Origin of the sequence: Providencia sp., from assembly GCF_040396775.1 — a bacterium.
In the GTDB taxonomy this organism is placed as follows: Bacteria; Pseudomonadota; Gammaproteobacteria; order Enterobacterales; family Enterobacteriaceae; genus Providencia.
On record NZ_JBEBNT010000016.1, the window covers coordinates 51,226 to 73,042 of the forward strand.

The 21,817-nt window shown below is 41.4% G+C and carries 23 protein-coding genes; 11 read left to right on the forward strand and 12 right to left on the reverse strand.

Features of this window, described 5'->3' with window-relative positions:
- Positions 1 to 26 precede the first annotated feature (26 nt).
- Together ABWP91_RS15390 and ABWP91_RS15395 are read right to left on the reverse strand one after the other, a co-directional pair.
- Positions 27 to 1,028: a serine hydrolase domain-containing protein gene (locus ABWP91_RS15390; RefSeq protein WP_353243993.1), complete on the reverse strand. Its 1,002-nt coding sequence runs from the start codon at positions 1,026 to 1,028 to the stop codon at positions 27 to 29.
- A gap of 40 nt (positions 1,029 to 1,068) precedes the next feature.
- Entirely contained in the window at positions 1,069 to 1,950 is an 882-nt protein-coding gene (locus ABWP91_RS15395) for a LysR substrate-binding domain-containing protein (protein WP_353243994.1), read from the reverse strand.
- An 85-nt stretch (positions 1,951 to 2,035) separates the two neighbouring features.
- On the opposite strand from ABWP91_RS15395, the gene ABWP91_RS15400 reads away from it, so the two are divergent.
- Positions 2,036 to 3,097, forward strand: a complete 1,062-nt coding sequence (locus tag ABWP91_RS15400; protein ID WP_353243995.1) for an NAD(P)H-dependent flavin oxidoreductase — start codon at positions 2,036 to 2,038, stop codon at positions 3,095 to 3,097.
- 43 nt (positions 3,098 to 3,140) lie between these two features.
- Here the strand turns inward: ABWP91_RS15400 and yhjD are convergent, their stop codons facing one another.
- Both yhjD and ABWP91_RS15410 read right to left on the reverse strand, forming a co-directional pair.
- Positions 3,141 to 4,130, reverse strand: a complete 990-nt coding sequence (gene yhjD / locus ABWP91_RS15405) for an inner membrane protein YhjD (protein WP_353243996.1) — start codon at positions 4,128 to 4,130, stop codon at positions 3,141 to 3,143.
- A 172-nt stretch (positions 4,131 to 4,302) separates the two neighbouring features.
- Positions 4,303 to 4,707: a DUF1090 domain-containing protein gene (locus ABWP91_RS15410; protein WP_353243997.1), complete on the reverse strand. Its 405-nt coding sequence runs from the start codon at positions 4,705 to 4,707 to the stop codon at positions 4,303 to 4,305.
- 234 nt (positions 4,708 to 4,941) lie between these two features.
- Between ABWP91_RS15410 and ABWP91_RS15415 the strand changes: the two genes are divergently transcribed.
- Positions 4,942 to 5,784 (forward strand): 23S rRNA (adenine(2030)-N(6))-methyltransferase RlmJ, encoded by an 843-nt coding sequence (locus ABWP91_RS15415; protein ID WP_353243998.1) that lies wholly within the window; start codon positions 4,942 to 4,944, stop codon positions 5,782 to 5,784.
- A 138-nt stretch (positions 5,785 to 5,922) separates the two neighbouring features.
- Positions 5,923 to 7,275 carry a glutathione-disulfide reductase gene (gorA, locus tag ABWP91_RS15420; protein ID WP_353243999.1) on the forward strand — a complete coding sequence of 451 codons (1,353 nt, stop codon included), beginning with the start codon at positions 5,923 to 5,925 and terminating at the stop codon, positions 7,273 to 7,275.
- A 55-nt stretch (positions 7,276 to 7,330) separates the two neighbouring features.
- Here the strand turns inward: gorA and ABWP91_RS15425 are convergent, their stop codons facing one another.
- From ABWP91_RS15425 to mobA, 4 genes are all read right to left on the reverse strand, one after another.
- The gene (locus ABWP91_RS15425; RefSeq protein ID WP_353244000.1) at positions 7,331 to 7,930 is read right to left on the reverse strand and encodes a glutathione S-transferase family protein; all 600 of its coding nucleotides are present in this window, start codon (positions 7,928 to 7,930) and stop codon (positions 7,331 to 7,333) included.
- Positions 7,931 to 7,979: 49 nt separating this feature from the next.
- The gene (locus ABWP91_RS15430) at positions 7,980 to 8,678 is read right to left on the reverse strand and encodes a helix-turn-helix transcriptional regulator (RefSeq protein ID WP_353244001.1); all 699 of its coding nucleotides are present in this window, start codon (positions 8,676 to 8,678) and stop codon (positions 7,980 to 7,982) included.
- Between the two features lie 67 nt (positions 8,679 to 8,745).
- The gene (gene mobB, locus ABWP91_RS15435; protein WP_353244002.1) at positions 8,746 to 9,264 is read right to left on the reverse strand and encodes a molybdopterin-guanine dinucleotide biosynthesis protein MobB; all 519 of its coding nucleotides are present in this window, start codon (positions 9,262 to 9,264) and stop codon (positions 8,746 to 8,748) included.
- A gap of 2 nt (positions 9,265 to 9,266) precedes the next feature.
- Positions 9,267 to 9,854 (reverse strand): molybdenum cofactor guanylyltransferase MobA, encoded by a 588-nt coding sequence (gene mobA / locus ABWP91_RS15440; RefSeq protein WP_353244003.1) that lies wholly within the window; start codon positions 9,852 to 9,854, stop codon positions 9,267 to 9,269.
- A 215-nt stretch (positions 9,855 to 10,069) separates the two neighbouring features.
- Here mobA and ABWP91_RS15445 point away from each other — a divergent pair, with 215 nt between their 5' ends.
- The 5 genes from ABWP91_RS15445 (at position 10,070) to spfP (ending at position 15,584) form a co-directional block, all read left to right on the forward strand.
- Entirely contained in the window at positions 10,070 to 10,339 is a 270-nt protein-coding gene (locus tag ABWP91_RS15445) for a YihD family protein (protein ID WP_353244004.1), read from the forward strand.
- A 3-nt stretch (positions 10,340 to 10,342) separates the two neighbouring features.
- The gene (locus ABWP91_RS15450) at positions 10,343 to 11,338 is read left to right on the forward strand and encodes a serine/threonine protein kinase (protein ID WP_353244005.1); all 996 of its coding nucleotides are present in this window, start codon (positions 10,343 to 10,345) and stop codon (positions 11,336 to 11,338) included.
- A 33-nt stretch (positions 11,339 to 11,371) separates the two neighbouring features.
- Positions 11,372 to 11,992: a thiol:disulfide interchange protein DsbA gene (dsbA, locus tag ABWP91_RS15455; RefSeq protein ID WP_206084827.1), complete on the forward strand. Its 621-nt coding sequence runs from the start codon at positions 11,372 to 11,374 to the stop codon at positions 11,990 to 11,992.
- 418 nt (positions 11,993 to 12,410) lie between these two features.
- Positions 12,411 to 15,203, forward strand: a complete 2,793-nt coding sequence (gene polA, locus ABWP91_RS15460; protein ID WP_353244006.1) for a DNA polymerase I — start codon at positions 12,411 to 12,413, stop codon at positions 15,201 to 15,203.
- Between the two features lie 333 nt (positions 15,204 to 15,536).
- Positions 15,537 to 15,584, forward strand: a complete 48-nt coding sequence (gene spfP, locus ABWP91_RS19840) for a small protein SpfP (RefSeq protein ID WP_438361642.1) — start codon at positions 15,537 to 15,539, stop codon at positions 15,582 to 15,584.
- A gap of 112 nt (positions 15,585 to 15,696) precedes the next feature.
- Here the strand turns inward: spfP and yihA are convergent, their stop codons facing one another.
- Positions 15,697 to 16,308 (reverse strand): ribosome biogenesis GTP-binding protein YihA/YsxC, encoded by a 612-nt coding sequence (gene yihA, locus ABWP91_RS15465; RefSeq protein ID WP_219245435.1) that lies wholly within the window; start codon positions 16,306 to 16,308, stop codon positions 15,697 to 15,699.
- Between the two features lie 312 nt (positions 16,309 to 16,620).
- Here yihA and ppiA point away from each other — a divergent pair, with 312 nt between their 5' ends.
- Positions 16,621 to 17,193 (forward strand): peptidylprolyl isomerase A, encoded by a 573-nt coding sequence (ppiA, locus tag ABWP91_RS15470; protein ID WP_353244007.1) that lies wholly within the window; start codon positions 16,621 to 16,623, stop codon positions 17,191 to 17,193.
- 42 nt (positions 17,194 to 17,235) lie between these two features.
- Here ppiA and ABWP91_RS15475 read toward each other — a convergent pair whose 3' ends face one another.
- Together ABWP91_RS15475 and ABWP91_RS15480 are read right to left on the reverse strand one after the other, a co-directional pair.
- Positions 17,236 to 17,553 carry a type II toxin-antitoxin system RelE family toxin gene (locus ABWP91_RS15475; protein ID WP_353244008.1) on the reverse strand — a complete coding sequence of 106 codons (318 nt, stop codon included), beginning with the start codon at positions 17,551 to 17,553 and terminating at the stop codon, positions 17,236 to 17,238.
- Between the two features lie 2 nt (positions 17,554 to 17,555).
- The gene (locus tag ABWP91_RS15480; protein WP_353244009.1) at positions 17,556 to 17,819 is read right to left on the reverse strand and encodes a type II toxin-antitoxin system Phd/YefM family antitoxin; all 264 of its coding nucleotides are present in this window, start codon (positions 17,817 to 17,819) and stop codon (positions 17,556 to 17,558) included.
- A 367-nt stretch (positions 17,820 to 18,186) separates the two neighbouring features.
- Between ABWP91_RS15480 and ABWP91_RS15485 the strand changes: the two genes are divergently transcribed.
- Both ABWP91_RS15485 and ABWP91_RS15490 read left to right on the forward strand, forming a co-directional pair.
- On the forward strand, positions 18,187 to 18,762 hold the full coding sequence (locus ABWP91_RS15485) for an aminodeoxychorismate synthase component II (RefSeq protein WP_353244010.1): 576 nt from the start codon (positions 18,187 to 18,189) through the stop codon (positions 18,760 to 18,762).
- 129 nt (positions 18,763 to 18,891) lie between these two features.
- Positions 18,892 to 20,106: an aspartate aminotransferase family protein gene (locus tag ABWP91_RS15490; protein WP_353244011.1), complete on the forward strand. Its 1,215-nt coding sequence runs from the start codon at positions 18,892 to 18,894 to the stop codon at positions 20,104 to 20,106.
- Positions 20,107 to 20,156: 50 nt separating this feature from the next.
- Here the strand turns inward: ABWP91_RS15490 and ABWP91_RS15495 are convergent, their stop codons facing one another.
- Positions 20,157 to 21,725 (reverse strand): hypothetical protein, encoded by a 1,569-nt coding sequence (locus ABWP91_RS15495; RefSeq protein WP_353244012.1) that lies wholly within the window; start codon positions 21,723 to 21,725, stop codon positions 20,157 to 20,159.
- Between the last annotated feature and the right edge of the window lie 92 nt (positions 21,726 to 21,817).

The following is a 21,817-nucleotide window of genomic DNA, read 5'->3' on the forward strand; positions in this document are numbered from 1 at the left end:
ACATAGGCTATCTTGTTTCCCGCCAATTATTGTTCAGTTAATAACGTTTCGATCACGCTAATCAATGTGGCTCTTGAGTCTTTGTCATCCACAAAACCAGCCGCGCTGGTTTTAGTTGCTGGTGAATAGTAGGCGACAGATCCCCAAAAACCTAAATGTGAATAAAGAGTGATACCGTTGACTTCACTTACCATAATACCTAAGCGGTAGCTTTCGGCATCTTCATGAGGGCCTACACTTAGCATGGTTTCAAGTGTTTTAGGTGATGCAAAAATTTGCCCTTCAAATAAGGCCTCTAAAAATTGAGCCATTTGTTTTGAGGACATAATCAACCCACCACCACCATAAACATCCATAGAGGCGTGAATATGTGTTCCTTCGAACTTACCAAGGTATTGTTTTGCCCGTGGCGCTGCACTTTGTGGTGGTTGTTCTAAATACTCCCAGTAAGCATTTTCTAGGCCGATTTTATCAAAATTGAGCAACTCCCTAACAGATTGCCCAAGGGATTGACCCGTTATTCGCTCAATAATATCACCGAGTAAAATGTACCCAGTATCCGAATAAATAAAGGATTCAGAAGGGGAGATGAAAGGGAATTGTTTGTGCACATACATCTCAACCTGCTCAAGGCGGCTCCATTGGTAATCTGGGCGCTTAATCACCTCTTTAAGGTAATCTGCATCCGCGTGGTCAAGTAACCCACTACTGTGGTTGAGCAAATGGCGAACGGTAATTTGCTGGGTATCGTATTGCGTGCTCAGCAATGCGTCATATTGTGGGTCAATCAGCGTGAAGATTGCCTCATCAATATTAACTTTGCCCATTTCAGCTAAACGCAAAATTGCCGCAGCGGTAAAGGTTTTGCTGTTACTGGCAATGCGTAATGGCGTATCGACGGTAAGCGGGGCGTTATCCAGTGATGTGCCTCTGGCGCAAAATGTGCCCACACTATTTTTTAGTTGATTATGGTAGTAGAGAACCACCCCGCAGGATAAGCTTTCCAGTTGTTGGGCTACAGTTGTCATCAAAAGTCCTTATCAGGCTGCCAATTGGGAATTTCCTATCTTACCCATTACGCAAAGATGTGATGCACGCTTTAAATGCGCTAAATGCGGGGACGTGGTAATTTTCACGATAAATCAACAGTGTGTCACAGGTCGTGATTGGGATACGGCCTAATTGCAATGGCGAAATTGGCATTGAGTCGATGAGGTGTTTAGGCAACAGTGCGACACAACTTCCTGCCGTGACACAAGCAATCATGGCATGGTAAGAATTCATCTCCTGAATATTCCACTCTAAATTAGCGGGGATCCCTAACCACTGCTCAGCAATATTGCGGTAGCTGCATCCTTGGGTAAATGCGGCGAGTGAACGAGTCTTAATATCAGCATTCTTGTTCGCACTGCGGTCATGTTCAGGAAGCAGTAATTGCAGTTCTTCCTGCCAAATAACCTCTGTTTTGATGCCCATTTGTGAAAACTGGCTAGGCTCATAGAGCGAAGATGGCAGGGCAACAAAAGCGCAATCCAGTTTCCCTGTATGCACTTGGTCAAGGAGTGATAGTGAAGACCCTGTACGTAATAATAATCGTGTGTTTGGGTTTTGTTGATGGAATTGCGCTAGCGGTAAAGGCAACCGACAAGCGGCTGTGCTTTCCATGCTCCCAATACGCAATTGCCCTCCATCTTGACCGCCGCTGATCACATGGCGAGCCTCTTCTTCTAAAGCCAGCAGCCGCTGCGCATAATCGAGAAATTGCCTGCCTGCTTCAGAAAGTTCTAAACGCTTATTTTGACGAATAAAAAGTGACTCACCCAAATCTGCTTCTAACTGCTGGATGCGAGTGGTGATATTTGATGGTACGCGACCTAAGCGAGTTGCGGCACGAGTAATACTGAGTTCGGCGGCAACAGTGCAAAATATTTTTAACGATTCAGAGTTCATTTTCTTTTTATGTGAATGTTATGTTATGTTTATTCTTTAAATAAGAACATAAAGTGTACCCTGACATTGAGATAAAGGAAAGATAATGAATAACTCAAATGCATTTCTACAGCGATTAGGTTTGCGCTATCCAATCATTCAAGCACCGATGGCGGTTGTGTCAACACCCGCATTGGCTGCTGCGGTTTCAGAGGCTGGTGGTTTAGGTTCACTGGCGCTAGGGGCAAGTTCTGTTGAGCAAGCTCGCCAACTCATTGCACAAACCCAAGCATTAACGAATAAAGCTTTCAATGTGAATGTATTTTGCCATCTAACGCCAAAGCGCAGCCAGGCGAATGAACAATCGTGGGTGGATTATCTATCGCCGCAATTCTCCCTATTTAATGCTCAGCCACCTGAACAATTGGGGGAAATCTATCTCTCTTTCCTTGATAACCCCGAGATGTTGGCATTATTCCTTGAAATGAAACCCCCTGTAGTTAGTTTTCACTTTAATGTGCCATCGGTTGAGGTGATTAATCAGCTAAAAGCGCAGGGGATTTACACCATGGCGGCAGCAACCAATTTGCAAGAAGCTAAGGTGATTGAACAAGCAGGAATTGATGCGATAGTAGCCCAAGGGATTGAAGCGGGCGGGCACCGTGGGATGTTTGATGTACAAGCACCTGATGATGAACTCACGACGCAAGAGTTAGTGAAATTATTGGCGCAGCACATCCATCTACCTATTATCGCCACGGGCGGTATTATGAATGGCCAAGATATCAAAGCCGCATTAAGCAATGGCGCAGCTGCTGCACAGCTTGGCACTGCATTTTTGTTATGTCCAGAATCTGCAACCAATGCGAGGTATCGCGTCAAATTAAAACAGCAAACCGTAGATAACACGACATTGACGGCGGCAATTTCAGGGCGCCCCGCTCGGGGGATTGTTAACTCATTTATTAAAACAGGGGCACAGTATGATCTGAGCAAATTGCCAGATTACCCAATCGCCTATGATGTGGGTAAGCAGCTTAATGCCGCCGCGATAAAATCAGGGAGCGACGAATATGCGGCTCACTGGGCAGGGCAAAATGTCGCGAAGATACGTGAAATGCCAGCCGCTGAACTTGTCGAGATATTGGTTAAAGAGTTACAAGCATAGTTTGGTGCAGGGAAATCAGGGGGAAATCCCCCTGAATAAACGGCTAGAGCGTGGCTTCTTGCTGTGAATCCTTGGGCTCGTCTGTTGCAATCCACGCCGCGCAAAATAAGGTTAAGCGAGCAAAGAAGTAGAAAAACGCCATCAGACCCAGTACTGACCCAAATGCAGCACCGGAAGGTGATGAAGCCAAATTTGGTAAAATCCACGTCATGACGGATTTAATGATTTCAAAGCCTATCGCGGCTAATAATGTCCCTTTAAACAAGGAACGGCGACGGTGTTGCATGCGCGGTAGGATCCAAAATATCCATAAAAATAACAGGAAGTTCGCGGTGATGGATATCCCTAAACCAATTAGCGTCCACGCTGGTTTTAGCCACTCAATGCCATCTAAACCCAGCGTGCTGACGATGGTGGCTTGGGCTGAACCAGCAACGGATGTCAGCGTAATGGTGACAATCAACGCAATTAAGAGGCCAATTAGCGCAAAAAAGTCGCGAATGTAGCGAAAAACGATATTCTCTTGCTCGTCTTGATTCCGTTCCCAAACAGGCCGAGATTGCGCCAAAATCGCTAATCGCAAGTTATTAACCCAGTTAACCCCAGAATATACGGCTAATGCTAAACCCGTTAAACCGACGGTTGTCCGCTGGCGAATTGCGGTATCAATGGTTCTTTCCAACGTATTGGCGAGGGTAGGGTCAGTAATATTGGCTGAAATGCCCCGTACCAATTTTTCAAGGAGCTCGGGATTGCTGGCTAACACGAAACCCGCAGCCGCAAAGGAGAACATCAATACAGGAATTAATGAGAGAAAAGAGAAGTAAGTAATAGCGGCGCCAAACTGGTTGCCCATGCGGTCAGTAAAGCGCTGCGCGGTGCGAATTAAGTGCGCAATAAAAGGGATCGCGGTAATAAAATTCACTACACGCATTGAGAAAGTGAGGGCTTTTTTACTGCCATCGAGGCTTTTTGTCAGTGTTGCTTTCAGTTTGTTGGTTTCTTTTTGTTCGTCTTCCTGCATATCTGACATTGATGTCCCTCTTATTTTTACTGCTAAATTGATGCAGTATTTCGAGCAATTTGCTGTTTATTAACGATAACCTGCCATTACTATAGCGTAAATTTGGGGATAACTTTACTCCAACGCCTATTTTTCAATGAAAATAGGCATTGAAGTGCGGTTAATAATAAAACGAGAAAGACTAAAGTGCGTCTTTGTAGGTTTCTAATTCCGCTTGTGCTTGTTTCAGTTCCTCTTGCGCTTCGGCTAATTTACGTTCACGTTTTTCGATTTTACTGCGGTCATTGCCTTTGATTTTTTCTTCTTGTAATTCTGCTTCGCGTTCTTGGACTTTTTCGGTTTTCTCAGCAACATCTTTTTGGCTATCACGGTATAAAGACTCTGGTGTGCAATAACGATTTACATTATCTAACGCCTGTTCTAAGCCATTAACACGATATTGGTTGCCATGCTGTTTGGCGTATTTAATTTGTTCTTCAATATTTTGTTTTTTTATTTCGCAGCCATTTTGGCCTTTAGCCGCCATTGCTGAAGTGCTAGTAAAGAAAACAGCAGAAATTGCGGTGATGGTGAGTAACTTTTTCATTTTTTTTCCCTTAAATGTGTCAAAATTTGTGTTTAGGATAGCGTTTTATCGCATTTAGGTCATGCGGATTTTACTGATTTTATGACTGTGACAATTATGAGCAAATTTCGCTATAATGGCGCACAAGAATCAATACGGCCTATTTTTTATTCAAAAAGGCGCTCTTTTACGCATTTATTTAATAGTAACCACAATGGTGGTTAGTGTTGAATTTCCTCAGGAAATAAACGTTACATGTTAAGTTATCGTCATAGCTTTCACGCAGGCAACCATGCTGATGTGTTAAAACACACAGTACAGAGCTTGATCATCGAATCTCTGAAAGAGAAAGAAAAACCGTTTTTGTATTTAGATACGCACTCAGGAGCGGGTCGTTATCAATTAACGGGTGAACATGCAGAAAAAACCGGTGAATACCTCGACGGAATTGCACGTATTTGGGAGCAGCCGGATTTACCTGAAGAATTACTGCCGTATATGAATATCGTACGTCGTCTTAATGACGGTGGGCGTTTACGTTATTATCCGGGTTCGCCGTTATTAGCCAAATTTTTATTACGTGAACACGATAAACTAGTATTAACCGAATTACATACCAGCGACTATCCTTTATTACGTGGTGAGTTCTTAAAAGATGGCCGTGCGCAAGTTTCACGGGAAGATGGCTATCAACAATTGAAATCAAAATTACCCCCGCACAGCCGCCGTGGTTTTGCTTTGATGGACCCACCTTATGAGATGAAATCAGATTATGAAGCGGTAGTGAAAGCGGTTGCTGAAGGCTATAAACGCTTCGCAACAGGAACTTATGCGATTTGGTACCCAGTGGTATTGCGCCAGCAAATTAAGCGCATGGTCAACCAATTGCAAGCAACAGGCATTCGTAAGATTCTACAAATTGAGTTAGCAGTGCGCCCTGACAGCGACCAGCGTGGTATGACGGCATCAGGAATGATTGTGATCAATCCGCCTTGGAAACTCGAGCAGCAAATGAAAAATGTACTGCCATGGTTGCACAAAACACTGGTTCCAGAAGGAACAGGGCACACCTTAGTTGAGTGGATTGTGCCTGAGTAATTCACCTAATTAATAGGTCATGCCAATTGAAATAACAGGTGTGGCCTATCGCAAATCGCCATTTATCTCATGACAATGGGTAGCGACCTGCGAGAAAATGAATTAATAAGTCATTCAATAAATGGGAATAACCAAATTATGAGCAAACATTACGACTATATTGCAATTGGTGGCGGTAGCGGTGGTATTGCATCGATGAACCGTGCGGCGATGTATGGACAAAAATGTGCCTTAATTGAGGCGAAAGCATTAGGCGGAACATGCGTTAACGTCGGCTGTGTGCCGAAAAAAGTGATGTGGCATGCTGCGCAGATTTCAGAAGCCATTCGCAACTATGGCCCTGATTATGGTTTCGACACAACCATCAACCGTTTTGATTGGAAAACCTTAATTGAGAGTCGTACTGCTTATATTGATCGTATTCACCAATCTTATGACCGTGTATTAGGGAATAATAAAGTGGATGTGATCAGCGGTTTTGCTCGTTTTGTCGATGCACATACCGTTGAAGTGAATGGCGAAACCTATACTGCCGATCATATTTTGATAGCAACGGGTGGCCGCCCTGTGATCCCAGCGATCCCTGGCGCAGAGTATGGCATGACTTCTGATGGTTTCTTCGAACTGGCAGATTTACCAAAACGTGTGGCGGTGGTTGGCGCGGGCTATATCGCGGTTGAGCTGGCTGGCGTGTTAAACGGTTTAGGGGCTGAGGCGCATTTATTTGTTCGTAAACATGCACCACTGCGCTCTTTCGACCCACTGATTGTCGAAACGCTGGTGGAAGTGATGAACACCGAAGGGCCAAAACTGCACACCGAGTCGGTTCCAAAAGAAGTGGTGAAAAATGCGGATGGTTCATTAACGTTGAAATTAGAAAACGGCCATGAACAAACTGTTGATGCATTAATTTGGGCTATTGGTCGTGAGCCAATGACAGATAACCTGAATATTGAAGCAACGGGTGTTGCACTAAACGATAAAGGTTACATCAAAGTCGATAAATATCAAAATACCAACGTTGCGGGTGTTTATGCAGTGGGTGATAACACGGGTGCAGTGGAATTAACGCCAGTTGCGGTAGCTGCCGGTCGTCGTTTATCTGAGCGCTTATTTAATAACAAGCCAGATGAGCACTTAGATTACAGCAATATCCCAACCGTTGTATTCTCTCATCCACCAATTGGCACTGTCGGTTTAACTGAGCCAGAAGCGGTTGAAAAATACGGTGCGGATAACGTGAAAAGTTACAAATCATCGTTTACAGCGATGTATACCGCAGTCACTTCCCACCGCCAACCTTGTCGCATGAAGTTAGTTTGTGTCGGTGAAGATGAAAAAATTGTCGGAATTCATGGTATTGGTTTCGGTATGGATGAAATTCTTCAAGGTTTTGCGGTCGCATTAAAAATGGGCGCAACCAAGAAAGACTTCGATAATACCGTGGCAATCCACCCAACTGCAGCGGAAGAGTTTGTGACGATGCGTTAAGCATGGTTAACGAAAGTTAAAAGCTAAGCTCTGATGAGCTTAGCTTTTTTTGGCATTATTTTTCCAGCAGTGCGGCAATTGCAGGAATAGTCGCTAAGCTATCGAGGTATTTTTGCATCCCTGGGGTTGTTTCCACCGGCGTATATTTCACGAGGAACATCACAAATGCACCGACATACACATCCACAGCAGTAAATTGCTCACCACAAATAAACGGTTTAGCGCTGTTTAGACCGACTTCTAAGCAAGCCATTGTACGTTCTACAGAACCAAAGCCAGACGATTTTTGTTGTTCTTCGTTTAATTGAATGCCTAAGTCGTTAACGGTGAAAGCCGATTCAATTGGGCCAGCGGTAAAGAAAAACCAACGGTAATAATCAGCTCGTCTTGGGTCATCTAATGCAGGTGCTAAGCCTTTTTCAATGAACTTATCTGCTAAATAAGCACAAATCGCTGCAGTTTCTGTGACGATAGCATCGCCATCAACTAATGCAGGCACTTTCGCCATTGGGTTAATCGCGAGGTATTCAGCGGTGTGCATGTCTGCACCATAGCCTAACTCAATGCGTTTGTAAGGCACATCTAAGATTTTTAATAATAAATCAACAGTATTGCCACGTGACATTGAATTAGTAAACAGGACGAGTTCGCTCATGGTTATTCCCTTATATGAAGTTGAGCACTTACTATAAGGGAGGGCAGTGTCAGAAATTGTCAGGAGACACACACAACACTTCTTTTTGCCAGCGTGCTAATAAATATTCCTTTGGATACGGTAACTTATCAGAAAGTGCAAAGTACGACTGAATCCGATCCAAGCGAAAATGACGGTAGCTTTCTCGTAATTCACACCACGCCGCTAAGACTTGGGACTCCTTCATATAGCCAATTGCAATCGGCCAAATGATTCGTTCGGTTGGTTGATTTTGCGCATCAAGGTAAGTCATTTTGGCTTTGCATTCTTTGCGTAAACTTGAGCGTAAATCCTTAGCGATCTTATCATTGATGTCATAATAATGTGTTGTGGGGGCAAATAAGGTATTTTGATTGAGAATTTTTTGGGCGTTCCCTGCTACTACGGCATTGATTTTGCTAATCGCTCGCATGGCAGAGTTTTTTAATTCACTATCCGCATTACTTTTTACCCAACGTAGTCCTAAAATCAACGCTTCTAGTTCATTTTCGTCAAAGGCTAGTGGTGGTAATAACAACCCTGTTTTCAACTGGTAGCCGATACCCGCTTCCCCAACAATTTCAGCCCCTTGGTCGCGCAAAGACTCAATATCACGATAAATTGAGCGAATACTTACTTCAAGCTGTGAAGCCAGAGTTTCTGCTGTAATTGGATAACGGTTTTCTTTTAGGATCTGCAATAGAGTTAGTAAGCGTTGGGTACGAGTCATAAGTTTTTACTTATTTTTTAATTTAGGCCGCGCCTATTTGAACAGCAAATAGGCGCTGTGTATGTGTTTATTTACTTTTTTTCCACCAAGAGACGATGTAATCTGCCACTTGCTCTGGGTTATTGATATCGAGCTGCGGGACTTGCGTATCAATAATTTCATTGCTGGCAACAGCGACCACATAGTTATCGATCAGGCCATTTAGTGGTTTTCCAACCTCGGATCGAAACAAGGCGATTTTATCGATCGTCTCATGTTTAAACCCTTCAACTAAAATCAGATCTAAAGACGCGGGATCAAATCGGCTGGCTAAATAATAGAGGTCCATCTCTTTGGTTTCTGGGGTTTCTGTCATTAGCGCCCAGCGCTTTTCACTGGCGACAAGAGTTTGGTCAGCACCTGCTTTGCGTAATTCAAAGCTGTCCTTGCCCGGTTTATCCACTTCCATATCATGGTGAGTGTGTTTAATTAAACCGACACGTACGTTACGTTGCCTAAGCAATGGTATGACTTTTTTTAATAAGGTGGTTTTACCAGTGCCACTGTAGGCGGTAATTCCAAGTAGGGGTAGAGTATTTTGCTTCATGGTTATTTTTGTTGTAACTCCCAGTTACGGCTATCTTCTGGTGTATTCAAATTAGCGAATGACCCAGTTTCTGACGAGAACGTGATGCCTTTTGCATTGATTTCCTGCATAAAGAGCATTAGCTTGCGATCACCTCTGGCGAGATAATCATCAAGTTGGGACCGAAGGCTGTGATGCAATAGGGCGAAAGTTGGGTGCTCGCGTTCTGCATCTTGCGCATAACAGGCTAAATGCTGCCCTTTTTCCATGAACATTTTTTCCGCTAAATTCAAGGGGAACGAAGGCACATCACAAGGCACGAATAACAGCCAATCGGTTTTTGCATAGTGAAGCGCGGCCTGCATTCCCGCTAAAGGGCCTGAAAAGTCCGCATTTAAATCCGTAATAACCGTTAATTGGCTTTGACGATATTCATCTTGATTGCGATTGGCATTAATCATCACTTGGTTAACTTGGGGGGATAAGCGCGCAAGGATATATTGGTATAAAGGTTTACCTAACAAAGGGATTAAGCCTTTATCTTGCCCACCCATACGTGTTCCTCGGCCACCTGCCAGTATGACCCCTGTAATTGACTGTCGAAATGACATATTCAATATCCTTGAATATCTTCAAGAAAATGTTTCAACTTACCTGTAAACACTTTCGCGTATAGTAATTGCTAAAATTTATTCTATTTTGCTATAAAATCAATGAATATTCGTACGTATTGGCGCTAAACTTTACGTAGATTGACAACAGTTCGCTTTTTCTCTTGTATGATTATTGATAACTTGTATCGAATATTCGTGATAAAGGAATAAACATGAAATGCCATCGCTTAAATGAAGTCATTGAGCTTCTGCACCCTGTCTGGAAAGATAACTCAGATTTAAACCTTGTCGAATTATTGCAGAAACTTGCTGATGAAGCGGGCTTTAAAGGCAGCTTATCTGAATTAACAGATGATGTATTGATTTATCATCTGAAAATGCGTGGCACAGACAGTAACGATGCGATCCCTGGCCTGAAAAAAGATTATGAAGATGATTTTAAAACAGCGATTTTACGTGCTCGTGGGATCATAAAAGACTAAATCATGGATGAAATAGAACATTCGAATTTCCATTTTAGTGGGATTTCACCCGATTTGATTTTAGACGCGCTTATGGAAGCGGGTATTTACCTAGAATCAGGGCTGACAGAACTCAATAGTTACGAAAACCGTGTTTTCCAGTTTCAAGATGAAAACCGCCAACGTTATGTGGTGAAGTTTTATCGGCCTGAGCGTTGGAACCGGTCGCAAATTCAAGAAGAACATGATTTTACGTTAGAGTTACATGATGAAGGTCTGCCTGTTGCTGCTCCTCTTGAGTTTGCTGGGCAAACCGTATTGGAGTTTGGTGGCTTTATGTTTGCTGTTTTTCCGAGTATCGGTGGGCGGCAATATGAAACAGATAACTTATTTCAGCTTGAAAGTGTCGGGCATTTATTAGGGCGCATTCACCAAATTGGTCAGCGCAAAAACTTTGCATTTCGTCCGACAATGGGGATGGATGAATACCTTAATAAGCCGCGCGATATTATTGTATCAAGCTCGTTGTTGAAAGAACGCGACAAAGAGCTGTTTATTGAATCGTTAGATAAACTGATTGCGCAGGTCAAATTGCAATGGCCAACAACTTTATCCACCTTGCGACTGCAGGGGGATTGTCATCCGGGTAATATTTTGTGGCGTGATGAGGCGTGGATGGTGGATTTCGATGATGCGCGAAATGGCCCTGCCATTCAGGATTTATGGATGCTGCTTAATGGCTCACGCCAAGAGCAAGTCATTCAATTAGATACATTATTAGAAACCTATAATGAGTTTTCTGATTTTGATGTAAAACAGCTAAAGCTGATTGAACCGCTTAGGGCGATGCGCATGGTTCACTATCTCGGGTGGATTATTCGTCGTTGGCAAGACCCGGCGTTTCCTCGGGCGTTTTCATGGCTACAAGCTGATGATTTTTGGCAAAAGCAATCCATTGAGTTTGCGCAGCAAATTGAACGGTTGCAGGATGCTCCTTTGCAATTAACCCCGCAGTTTTAACATTTAAGTCTTTGTTTTTGGAGAATGTAGTCTATGAAAAAAATTATGTTGGCTTTGCTTGGTATTGCCATGTCTTTTGGTGCCGCAGCGGCAAATTACACGGAAGGTAAAGAGTATACCGATGTTAAGCCTGTGCAAAACCTGCCACAAGTTTTAGAGTTTTTCTCTTTTTATTGCCCACACTGTTACCAATTTGAAAGTGTGTATAAAGTGCCACAAACGGTAGAAGCAAATTTACCTGAAGGCGTAAAAATGGAGCGTTATCACGTTGATTTTTTAGGGCCTTTAGGTGCTGATTTAACACAAGCATGGGCAGTTGCTATCGTACTGAAAGCGGAAGATAAAGTGACGCCAATTCTGTTTGAAGGTATCCAAAAAACACAAACTATCAACAGCAAAGCCGATATCCGTAATGCTTTCATCAAAGCGGGTATTTCTGGTGATGAGTATGATGCAGCGCTAAATAGCTTCGTGGTTAAATCTGTCGTGGCAAAACAGCAAAATGCAGCTCAAGATTTAAAACTACGCGGCGTGCCAGCATTATTTGTTGACGGCAAATACCAAGTCCGTAACAACGGTATTTCTGCTGATAAAGCTGAAGACTATGGCAAAGAGTTCTCTAATGTGGTGAATTTCTTAGTGAATAAAAAGTAAGCCTTATTGATGGTGGCAAATCCTGCCACCATCACGCTATTTTGCTTTGCGACTGAATCAATATCCACAATTCGACTACTCCCTTCATGTTGTGTTAAATCAAAATATTTCGTAGCTAACTCATTGATTTTTATTTCTTGTTTTTATATGAAAACCCCTCCTTTCTTATTGAATTCAATCAATAACATAAATATATGCACATGGTTATCCACAGGATATTCCCTTTCGCATCGTGATTAATTATGATGTGAATAATCACTCTCTTGGCTCGTATTGGTGATCATTTGTTTGAAATTGGTCTCGATTTCAACAGAATTTCGGTGAAGGCTTGGCGTAATGTAAAACTTGGGATGTATCCGAAGCCACATTATGGCATCCTATGGCTCTTCATTCCCGATTAACAAGATGATGACAGACTATGGCTCAGATTGCAGAAAACCCCCTTATTTTGGTTGATGGTTCTTCCTACCTATACCGTGCTTATCATGCATTCCCTCCGCTGACAAACAGTGCAGGCGAGCCTACAGGTGCGATGTATGGCGTGCTCAACATGCTGCGCAGCCTCGTGTTGCAATATAAGCCTAGCCATGTCGCGGTTGTCTTTGATGCGAAGGGAAAAACGTTTCGTGATGAATTATTCGAAAGTTATAAATCTCACCGCCCACCGATGCCGGATGATTTACGGGCACAAATAGCGCCATTACATGAAATGGTTGAGGCGATGGGGTTACCATTGCTCGTCGTTTCAGGGGTAGAGGCCGATGATGTTATCGGGACTTTAGCTCGTGAGGCTAGCCGTAAAGGTATGCCTGTTTTGATTAGTACGGGTGATAAAGATATGGCGCAATTGGTTGAGCCAAATATCACGCTGATCAATACCATGAATAACACCATTTTAGGCCCTGATGAAGTCAAAGATAAGTACGGTGTTCCTCCTGAACTTATTATCGATTTTCTTGCATTGATGGGGGATTCATCAGATAACATTCCGGGTGTGCCAGGTGTTGGCGAAAAGACAGCATTAGCACTGTTACAAGGCATTGGTAGTTTAGACGCCATTTACAACGACCTTGATGCTATCGCACCATTAGGTTTTAGAGGCTCAAAAACCTTAGCCCCTAAAATGGCGGAAAACCGTGAACTTGCGTTTTTATCTTACCAACTTGCGACGATCAAAACTGATGTTGAGTTAGATAAAAAATGTGAGGAATTACAAGTTACTGAGATTGATGCAGATAAGCTTCATCAGTTATTTAGCCGCTATGAATTTAAACGTTGGTTAGCGGATGTTGAAAATGGCTCTTGGATGGATGGCAAAGGTGCCAGTACTAAAGCCGCTCAAACACCCGCAACGGCAACAGTGAAAGCTGTTGCGCCTGCGACACCAACACTCAGCGCTGAAAACTACCAAACTATTTTAGAAAAAGCAGATTTAGACCGTTGGGTTGAAAAACTGAGCGCAGCCTCTTTATTTGCTTTTGATACCGAAACTGACAGTTTAGACACGCAAGAAGCGCGTTTAGTTGGTATGTCATTTGCCATTGAAGCTGGCCATGCAGCCTACTTACCTATAGGCCACGACTATCTAGATGCGCCAGATCAGATACCACTTGATGAAGTCCTTCAGGCGATGAAACCGATCCTTGAGAGTGAAACAATCCTCAAAATTGGTCAAAACTTAAAATATGATGCAGAAGTTTTAGAAAACTATGACATTGAATTAAAAGGTATTGGTTATGACACCATGCTGGAGTCCTATGTATTAAATAGTGTGGCAGGCATGGGGCGCCATGATATGGATAGCCTTGCTGAACGCCATCTTAACCATAAAACGGTGAGTTTCGAAGAGATTGCCGGTAAAGGTAAAAAACAGCTGACATTTAATCAAATTGCGTTAGAAGAAGCGGCAAATTATGCAGCGGAAGACGCAGATGTCACCTTGCTGCTGCATCAAGCGCTTTATCCGCAGGTAGAAGCGGAGCCAAAACTGAAGCACATTTTTGAAAATATCGAAATGCCGCTGGTACCGGTGTTAGTTCGTATGGAACGCAAAGGGGTATTAATTAATGCAGCGACATTGGCAGCACAATCCAAAGTCATTACGGCACGATTAGCTGAGCTAGAAAAAGATGCGTTCGAGCTGGCGGGTGAAGAGTTCAACCTAGCATCACCAAAACAGTTGCAGACGATTTTATTTGAAAAACTGCAATTACCCGTGATTAAGAAAACCCCAAGTGGTGCAGCATCAACGAATGAAGAAGTGCTGGAAGAACTGGCACTTAACCATGCGTTACCTAAATTGCTTTTGGAGCACCGTAGTTTAGCTAAATTGAAATCGACCTACACGGATAAGCTACCACTGATGATTAGCCCGCGTACTGGCCGTGTTCATACTTCATATCATCAAGCAGTAACCGCAACGGGGCGGCTGTCTTCACGGGATCCAAACTTACAAAACATTCCAGTGAGAACAGAAGAAGGGCGCCGAATTCGCCAAGCGTTTGTGGCGCGTGACGGTTATAAGGTTATGGCGGCGGACTATTCGCAAATCGAATTACGCATTATGGCGCATTTATCACAGGATAAAGGCTTACTCACCGCGTTCGCAGAAGGGAAAGATATCCACAAAGCAACGGCGGCCGAGGTATTTGGTGTTCCTCTTGATGAAGTCACGAGCGATCAACGCCGTAGTGCAAAAGCGATTAACTTTGGTTTGATTTACGGTATGAGTGCATTTGGTTTAGCGCGCCAGTTAGGCATCCCTCGTGGTGAAGCGCAGCGTTATATGGATTTATATTTCGAACGTTACCCAGGTGTTTTACGTTACATGGAAAATACACGTGTGCAGGCATCTGAACAGGGTTATGTTGAGACGCTAGAAGGGCGTAGATTGTATTTAGCGGATATTAAATCCAGCAATGGTATGCGCCGTAAGGCGGCAGAGCGTGAAGCGATCAATGCCCCAATGCAAGGTACTGCTGCGGATATCATCAAAAAAGCGATGATCGCTGTTGATAACTGGCTGCAAACGGAAAAGCCAGAAGCAGATATGTTAATGCAAGTACACGATGAATTGGTTTTTGAGGTCAAAGAGTCTGAGCTAGAGCGCGTTCAAGCACAGGTTCAAGCCTTGATGGAGCAAAGCTTAAAGCTGGATGTACCACTTAAAGTGGAAGTCGGTATTGGTGATAACTGGGATGAAGCCCACTAACCATTGATTGCATGATTTAATGAAGCGCCTAATGAAATTTTATTAGGCGCTTTTTTTATGAATACGTTTCGGGTAATTATGCGTCTGGTATTATTGACTGTAAATTGAACATAACTCCTCGATAATTCACTGAATTTAACTTGAAAAATAAAAAAATAAACGACATTTTTATGCGACTTGGCTCTCATAAATATGTAATAAAAATACGATTTTTTATCTTTATTTTAATATATAGGTAGCTGAATCGATATAAGCTTTGAAAAAAAACTACAAAAAGACTTTTTTTCGAACGAAAAATAAAGTACATTAATAGGCGTAGGGTACAGAGGTAAGATGTTCTATCTTTCAGACCTTTTACTTCACGTAATCGGATTTAGCTGAATATTAGCTGCTCCAGTCAAAGTTTTTGACTGGAGCATTTTTTTATCTAAAATTCAGTGAATTAGACTTAAGGCGGGCAAGTGAGTCATCGGCGACCCACTTGTTCGGCAGGTTAAGCGGGTGTGTTATACCAACTATCTAGCTTAATTCGCAGTTTATCAACGCCGATTTTTTTCAGCGCAGAGAAATACTCAACTTCAATATCTCCCTCTAATGGAGCCAGTGCTTCACGCACTTCTGCCAGCTGTTTCTTTCTTGCTCCTGAAGCCAGCTTATCGGCTTTTGTTAGCAACACTAAAACGGGTACACTCATCGCGACAGACCATTCAATCATCTGCATATCGAGATCTTTTAATGGGTGACGGATGTCCATTAAAACGACGAGGCCTTTAATGCACTCTCTTTTTTGCAAGTATTCGCCAAGTGCTTGTTGCCATTTGCGTTTCATTTCTTCAGGAACTTCGGCATAACCATAACCTGGAAGGTCAACAAGGCGCACACCTTCTTCAACTTCAAATAGGTTGATTAGCTGCGTTCTTCCCGGTGTTTTACTGGTGCGTGCTAAGCTTTTTTGCTGTGTTAATGCATTTAATGCACTGGATTTTCCCGCATTTGAGCGGCCAGCAAAAGCCACTTCAATACCCGTATCTTTGGGAAGATGACGGATATCAGGTGCACTGATGACAAATTTTGCCATCTGGTAGTTATGATTTTTAATTGCCATTGGTCTTTCTCCCTGAGTTAGCCTCATAAGGCTGGGGGATTATAGCTTTGCTTAGCCTCTCCCGACAACTCGAAATATCATTCGCGCTCGTGTAATCCAATTAAGAATGGATTAGGGAGAGTAGAAAAAGTCGTCAGTGAAGATATAACCACAATTAGCGAAGCTTTTTATTAAAGTTGGTCTACAATTTAACGCATTTGGTGATTTTCATGCTTTTGGCGTAAATATAGGTAAATCTTTAGCAATCTGGGCAGCTTCACTCTAGAATTGCCTAATTGCAGTAGTAATGCGTCATAACGAAAGGGATCTTACATGTTAAAACGAATTTTTGTGCCACTTTTGGCCGTTTGCGCAATGAGCGCCTCCTCTCTTGCATTATCCGCGGGTGAAACCTATATCAAGTTAGTCACATCAGCGGGTAATATCGAATTAGAATTGAACAGTAAGAAAGCGCCAGTGACGACAGAAAACTTCGTTCAATATGTTAATGAAGGCTATTACAATGGAACCACTTTTCATCGTGTGATCCCTGGCTTTATGATCCAAGGTGGTGGTTTTGATAAAGATCTACAGCAAAAACAAACTCGCGCGCCAATTAAAAACGAAGCGGATAATGGCCTGCGTAACTTACGCGGTACCATTTCAATGGCTCGTACAGCGAATAAAGACAGCGCGACTAGCCAGTTCTTTATTAATGTCGCAGATAATGCATTCTTAGACCATGGCCAGCGTGACTTTGGTTACGCCGTATTTGGTAAAGTGGTGAAAGGGATGGATGTTGCAGATAAAATTTCTAAAGTGAAAACTGAAAATGTCGGCCCATACCAAAATGTCCCTGTAGAGCCAATTACAATCATTTCTGCTGAAGTGATCAAAAAGCCTTAATGCTGTTTTTAGTGGGTAAGCGAATGCGTTTACCCACTTTTGCTAGTCAATAAGTCGTTTTTTAAGTTCGCTATAGATTTCATCACGCTTATCTACCTCAATAACGGTTACGGTGACATTAATATTACCAGAATCATCGCTTTTCACTGTATAAGCAAGACGATACGCGTCATTTTTGAGCTTAATTTTATAGCAATTATGTTGTAGTGAAAGCCGATTCTTTGGCAATGTTAGTGATTCATAAGGCTCCATTCTCTTTTTTAAAATCTTTTTAAATTTTTCTTTTATTGCTAAATTGAGCGAATCCCATTCCTTCTTCGCAGTAATTTTGAACTTTAATTGTACTTTGAAATGAGACATGATTAGATTTCATCTAATCTAACGTCTAACTCTGGCTCATCCATTTGGAGAGTTACTTTTTCAAGTAATAATTTATCACTGAGTTGCTCTACCATCAGCTCGAATAATGCAGGAGGAACACAGTAGAATGCGGGTTTGTTGTGGCTAAGTATAGCGATAGGTTCCCCTTCCGATTCTTTCATTACCGCTGCAGGATTTTTTTTGAATTCGCTTATTGAAGCGGTTCTCTTTGCATGAATGGCTTCTGTATACATATTAAACCTCATAATTAGCTCTATTTTTAGTGCTAATTTTAGCTCTAATTTAATTTTTGTCTATTAAATCCACGAAAAGTTTGTCTTAATTTTATCGTTTTAGTAAATACTTTTACTTCCTTGTATTTAAAGTAATTCTTAATATCATCATGAAATTGTTATGGGAGTGTAAATATAATTCCATGATTTTTATATGGAAATTTTTATGGATAAAAAACATTCCTTGACGTAAATAGGCTATTTTCCTGCTAAGGCTGTGCTATGATAGCCGCCCTTTGTCATTTTTCGTGGTGTTTTAATCATCGTTCTGATTGTCAACATCCAGAAAATATGCATGGGATATAATATATAATGATAAAAATCAGTCGGATAGGCTACTATGCTTCTACTTATTGATAATTACGATTCATTTACTTACAACCTTTACCAGTACTTTCGTGAGTTAGGGGCTGAGGTTGTTGTAAAACGTAATGACGAAATTACCATCGAAGAAATTGAACAGCTTTCGCCTACACATCTGGTGATTTCACCCGGGCCATGTACACCAGATGAAGCAGGGATCTCCCTTGAGGCGATAAAATATTTTGCGGGCAAACTGCCTATTTTAGGGATTTGCCTTGGTCACCAAGCCATAGGCCAAGCTTTCGGCGCATCTGTCGTTAAAGCCCGTGAAGTGATGCATGGCAAAACATCCGCAATCCATCATAACCACCAAGGTGTGTTCAAAGGTTTGAACCGGCCACTGACGGTGACTCGTTATCACTCTCTGGTTATTGCCGCAGAGACACTTCCTGTTTCTTTTGATGTATCAGCATGGTCACTGAATAACGGTGATGTTGATGAAATCATGGGAATACGGCACAAAACCTTACCAATCGAAGGCGTTCAGTTTCACCCTGAAAGCATTTTGAGTGAACAAGGCCATGAGTTATTGAATAATTTCTTAAAGTATTAGTTTGTTAATATTGTTCATAACAAATTAATTATGCATATTTCACCCTTGCCTATTGCTCTTTTGTGATTTTTTATTCATATTTGATGCTTATATTTTCACTTAAGCATCAAGTTAGAGCAGGTGAGGGGTATGACAGAACAACAATCAGTAAATCGGCAGACTTTTGACCAAGTCATGTTGCCTATATTTTCGCCAGCGGAGTTTATTCCAGTCAAGGGCGAAGGAAGCCGAGTTTGGGATCAGCAAGGTAAAGAATACATTGATTTTGCGGGCGGAATTGCCGTTTTAGCCTTGGGTCATTGCCACCCAAGTTTAGTCGCGGCTGTTCGTGAGCAAAGTGAAAAGCTTTGGCACGTCAGTAATATCTTTACCAATGAACAAGCGCTTAAACTCGCGCAAAAAATCACCCAAGCGACATTTGCCGATCGCGCGTTTTTTGTAAACTCAGGTTCAGAAGCCAATGAAGCGGCTTTTAAGTTGGCACGCCGCTATGCCATCACAAAATACAGCCCTTATAAAACCAAAATCATTGCATTCAAGCAGGGGTTCCATGGCCGCACACTATTTACTGTTTCGGTAGGTGGGCAAGCAAAATACGCAGATGGCTTCGGGCCAAAGCCTGCAGATATTATCCATGTGCCTTTTAACGACCTTGATGCAGTTAAAGCGGTGATCGATGAGAACACTTGTGCGGTCGTTTTAGAGCCTGTACAAGGGGAGGGCGGTGTCACTGCGGCTACGTCAGAATTTCTGCAAGGTGTTCGTAAGCTGTGTGATAAAAATAACGCTTTATTGATTTTCGATGAAGTGCAAAGTGGAATGGGGCGCACAGGCAAACTATTTTCGTATATGCACTATGATGTGACGCCCGATATTTTAACCACGGCAAAAGCATTGGGTGGTGGTTTTCCAATTAGTGCGATGATTACGACAGAAGAAATCGCGAAAACCATGGAAGTTGGTTCTCATGGTACGACTTATGGCGGTAATCCATTAGCTTGCGCGGTAGGTAATGCGGCATTTGATATTATTAATACTGAAGAAGTGTTAAAAGGTGTCGAAAAACGTCGCGGGCTATTCGTTGCTCATTTAAATAAGCTAAACGATAAATACGGTATTTTCTCCGAGATCAGAGGAATGGGGTTATTAATCGGCGCGGAGTTAGATGGCAAACTATTAAACCGTTCAAAAGATATTTTGCAAGCCAGTGCAGTGGAAGGCCTGATGATGTTAAACGCTGGCACTAACGTACTGCGTTTTACGCCTTCTCTGATTATTTCTGAAGAAGAAATTAACTGCGGAATGGCGAAATTAGAGACGGCGATCGGGAAATTGTTGAGTTAATTATCTAATTTAAATTGGTAGAGATATTCATACCTCTACCAATTTGTTTTTTAAATGTTCTTTTTGGCTTCTGATATTAATTGATTGACTTGTGTTTCTGCATCTCCAAATATATCTACTATTTGCTGATTTTCTTCTTTCTGTCGTGTTAATCTAGCTATTTCTTTATCAAGTTTTTCTAATATCTGATCGTTAGTGGGCCGACTTGCCTGAGCGCGTCGAGAAGGATAAATATAGCCTGTTGAACTATTTCCTTTTGTTAATAGTTTCATTTTTTCGGTTTGTATTTGCTTTTTAGAGCTTTTATGTATATCACTAGAGTTTTCTTTATTATCTTTTTCTTGATACAACGATTCGGTTGAAGAATACTTTGAACTGCTTGAGAAAAAGTTACTATCTGAATGATAAGCCGAGGAATCAGAGCTTAAGCTTTCATTACTCGAATAAAGGTTAGATGTTGAGCTTTGACGATTATCATTAAAAAATTCATTAAGCTCATTCTTTGTATTTTCACTGATAATATCAAGATTTAATTTATTGATTATATGTATTGCATTATCAATAATATATTGCGAACTGTCTTGTTTAATTGTTTTTTTATTCTGTGTGTTTGGAGTTTCATTTGATAAACTATGTGAGTTAATATCATAATCATCCCAAGCTAATTTTTCATTTGATTCAGACTCATCTATATAATCTTCGAGCATTTTAATGACCGATTTCATTTCATTAAAGATATCGTTGATTTCCTTGAGTCTACAATTTGTTAGTTCTGATGAATTAATCATGTCTATAATATTTGATTCTTCAAATAGCTCATGGTATTTGGATTGATTTTCATCTTTTGAGCTTTCCATTATCAGAACATTAGCTTTTGATTCAACTATATTTATTTCATCGAGTAGAATTTTATAATTATTACATAAATCTAATTTTTGTTGTTGAGTTGTATAGATGATATTACTTGTAGCCTTAGCGTCATTAATTTTTTCGTGTTGTTTTATTAAACTTTTTTTGGCTATAGCGGCTTTATCTATAATCTTAGTCTTTCCAATTTCAAACTTTACGCATGGTTCTTCATTGTTATTTTTATTAAATTTATTTTTTAAATAGCGTATGCTCTTTTCATGGGTTGATTTTAATTCTAATATTAAATTTGAGAATCGACTTGCAGAGCGATTTAAATGAAAGTCTTTAAAAGTTTTGGTTTCTGGAGTGCTTATTTTATCAATTGACATTAATTCGGTATCCTGTTTTTTACTGGTAAATGAATCATTTTTTCTTGAAACTGTATGGTTAAAAATACGAGGGGCTTTTAGAATTAAGAACTGATCATGAGTTTCAATTTTTTCATGATATTTATAAGGTAATGTGATTTTTTCTACTGGTGGCGAATATTTTAACTGGTTAACTTCCCTTTGCTCGCATGGTTCAAAATGACAGGTCGGCATTGCAAAATACTGTTTTTGATAGTTTGGCTTATCAGTCTTGTATCCCCCAATATTAGTCGCTTTTCTGATTTCCGTGGATAATGATAGGCTTTTTATTTGTGGGCTAGCTTTATCATTAGTGTTAATTAACTTTTCATTTTTAAGCGTTGAGTTAATATTTATAGTCATAGCTAATGTTATTCCTAATAATGGTTTTGTTACCATTATCTTAGTTTGAACACTAGCTAAAAAAATATAAAGAAACGACACTCATTTAAAAA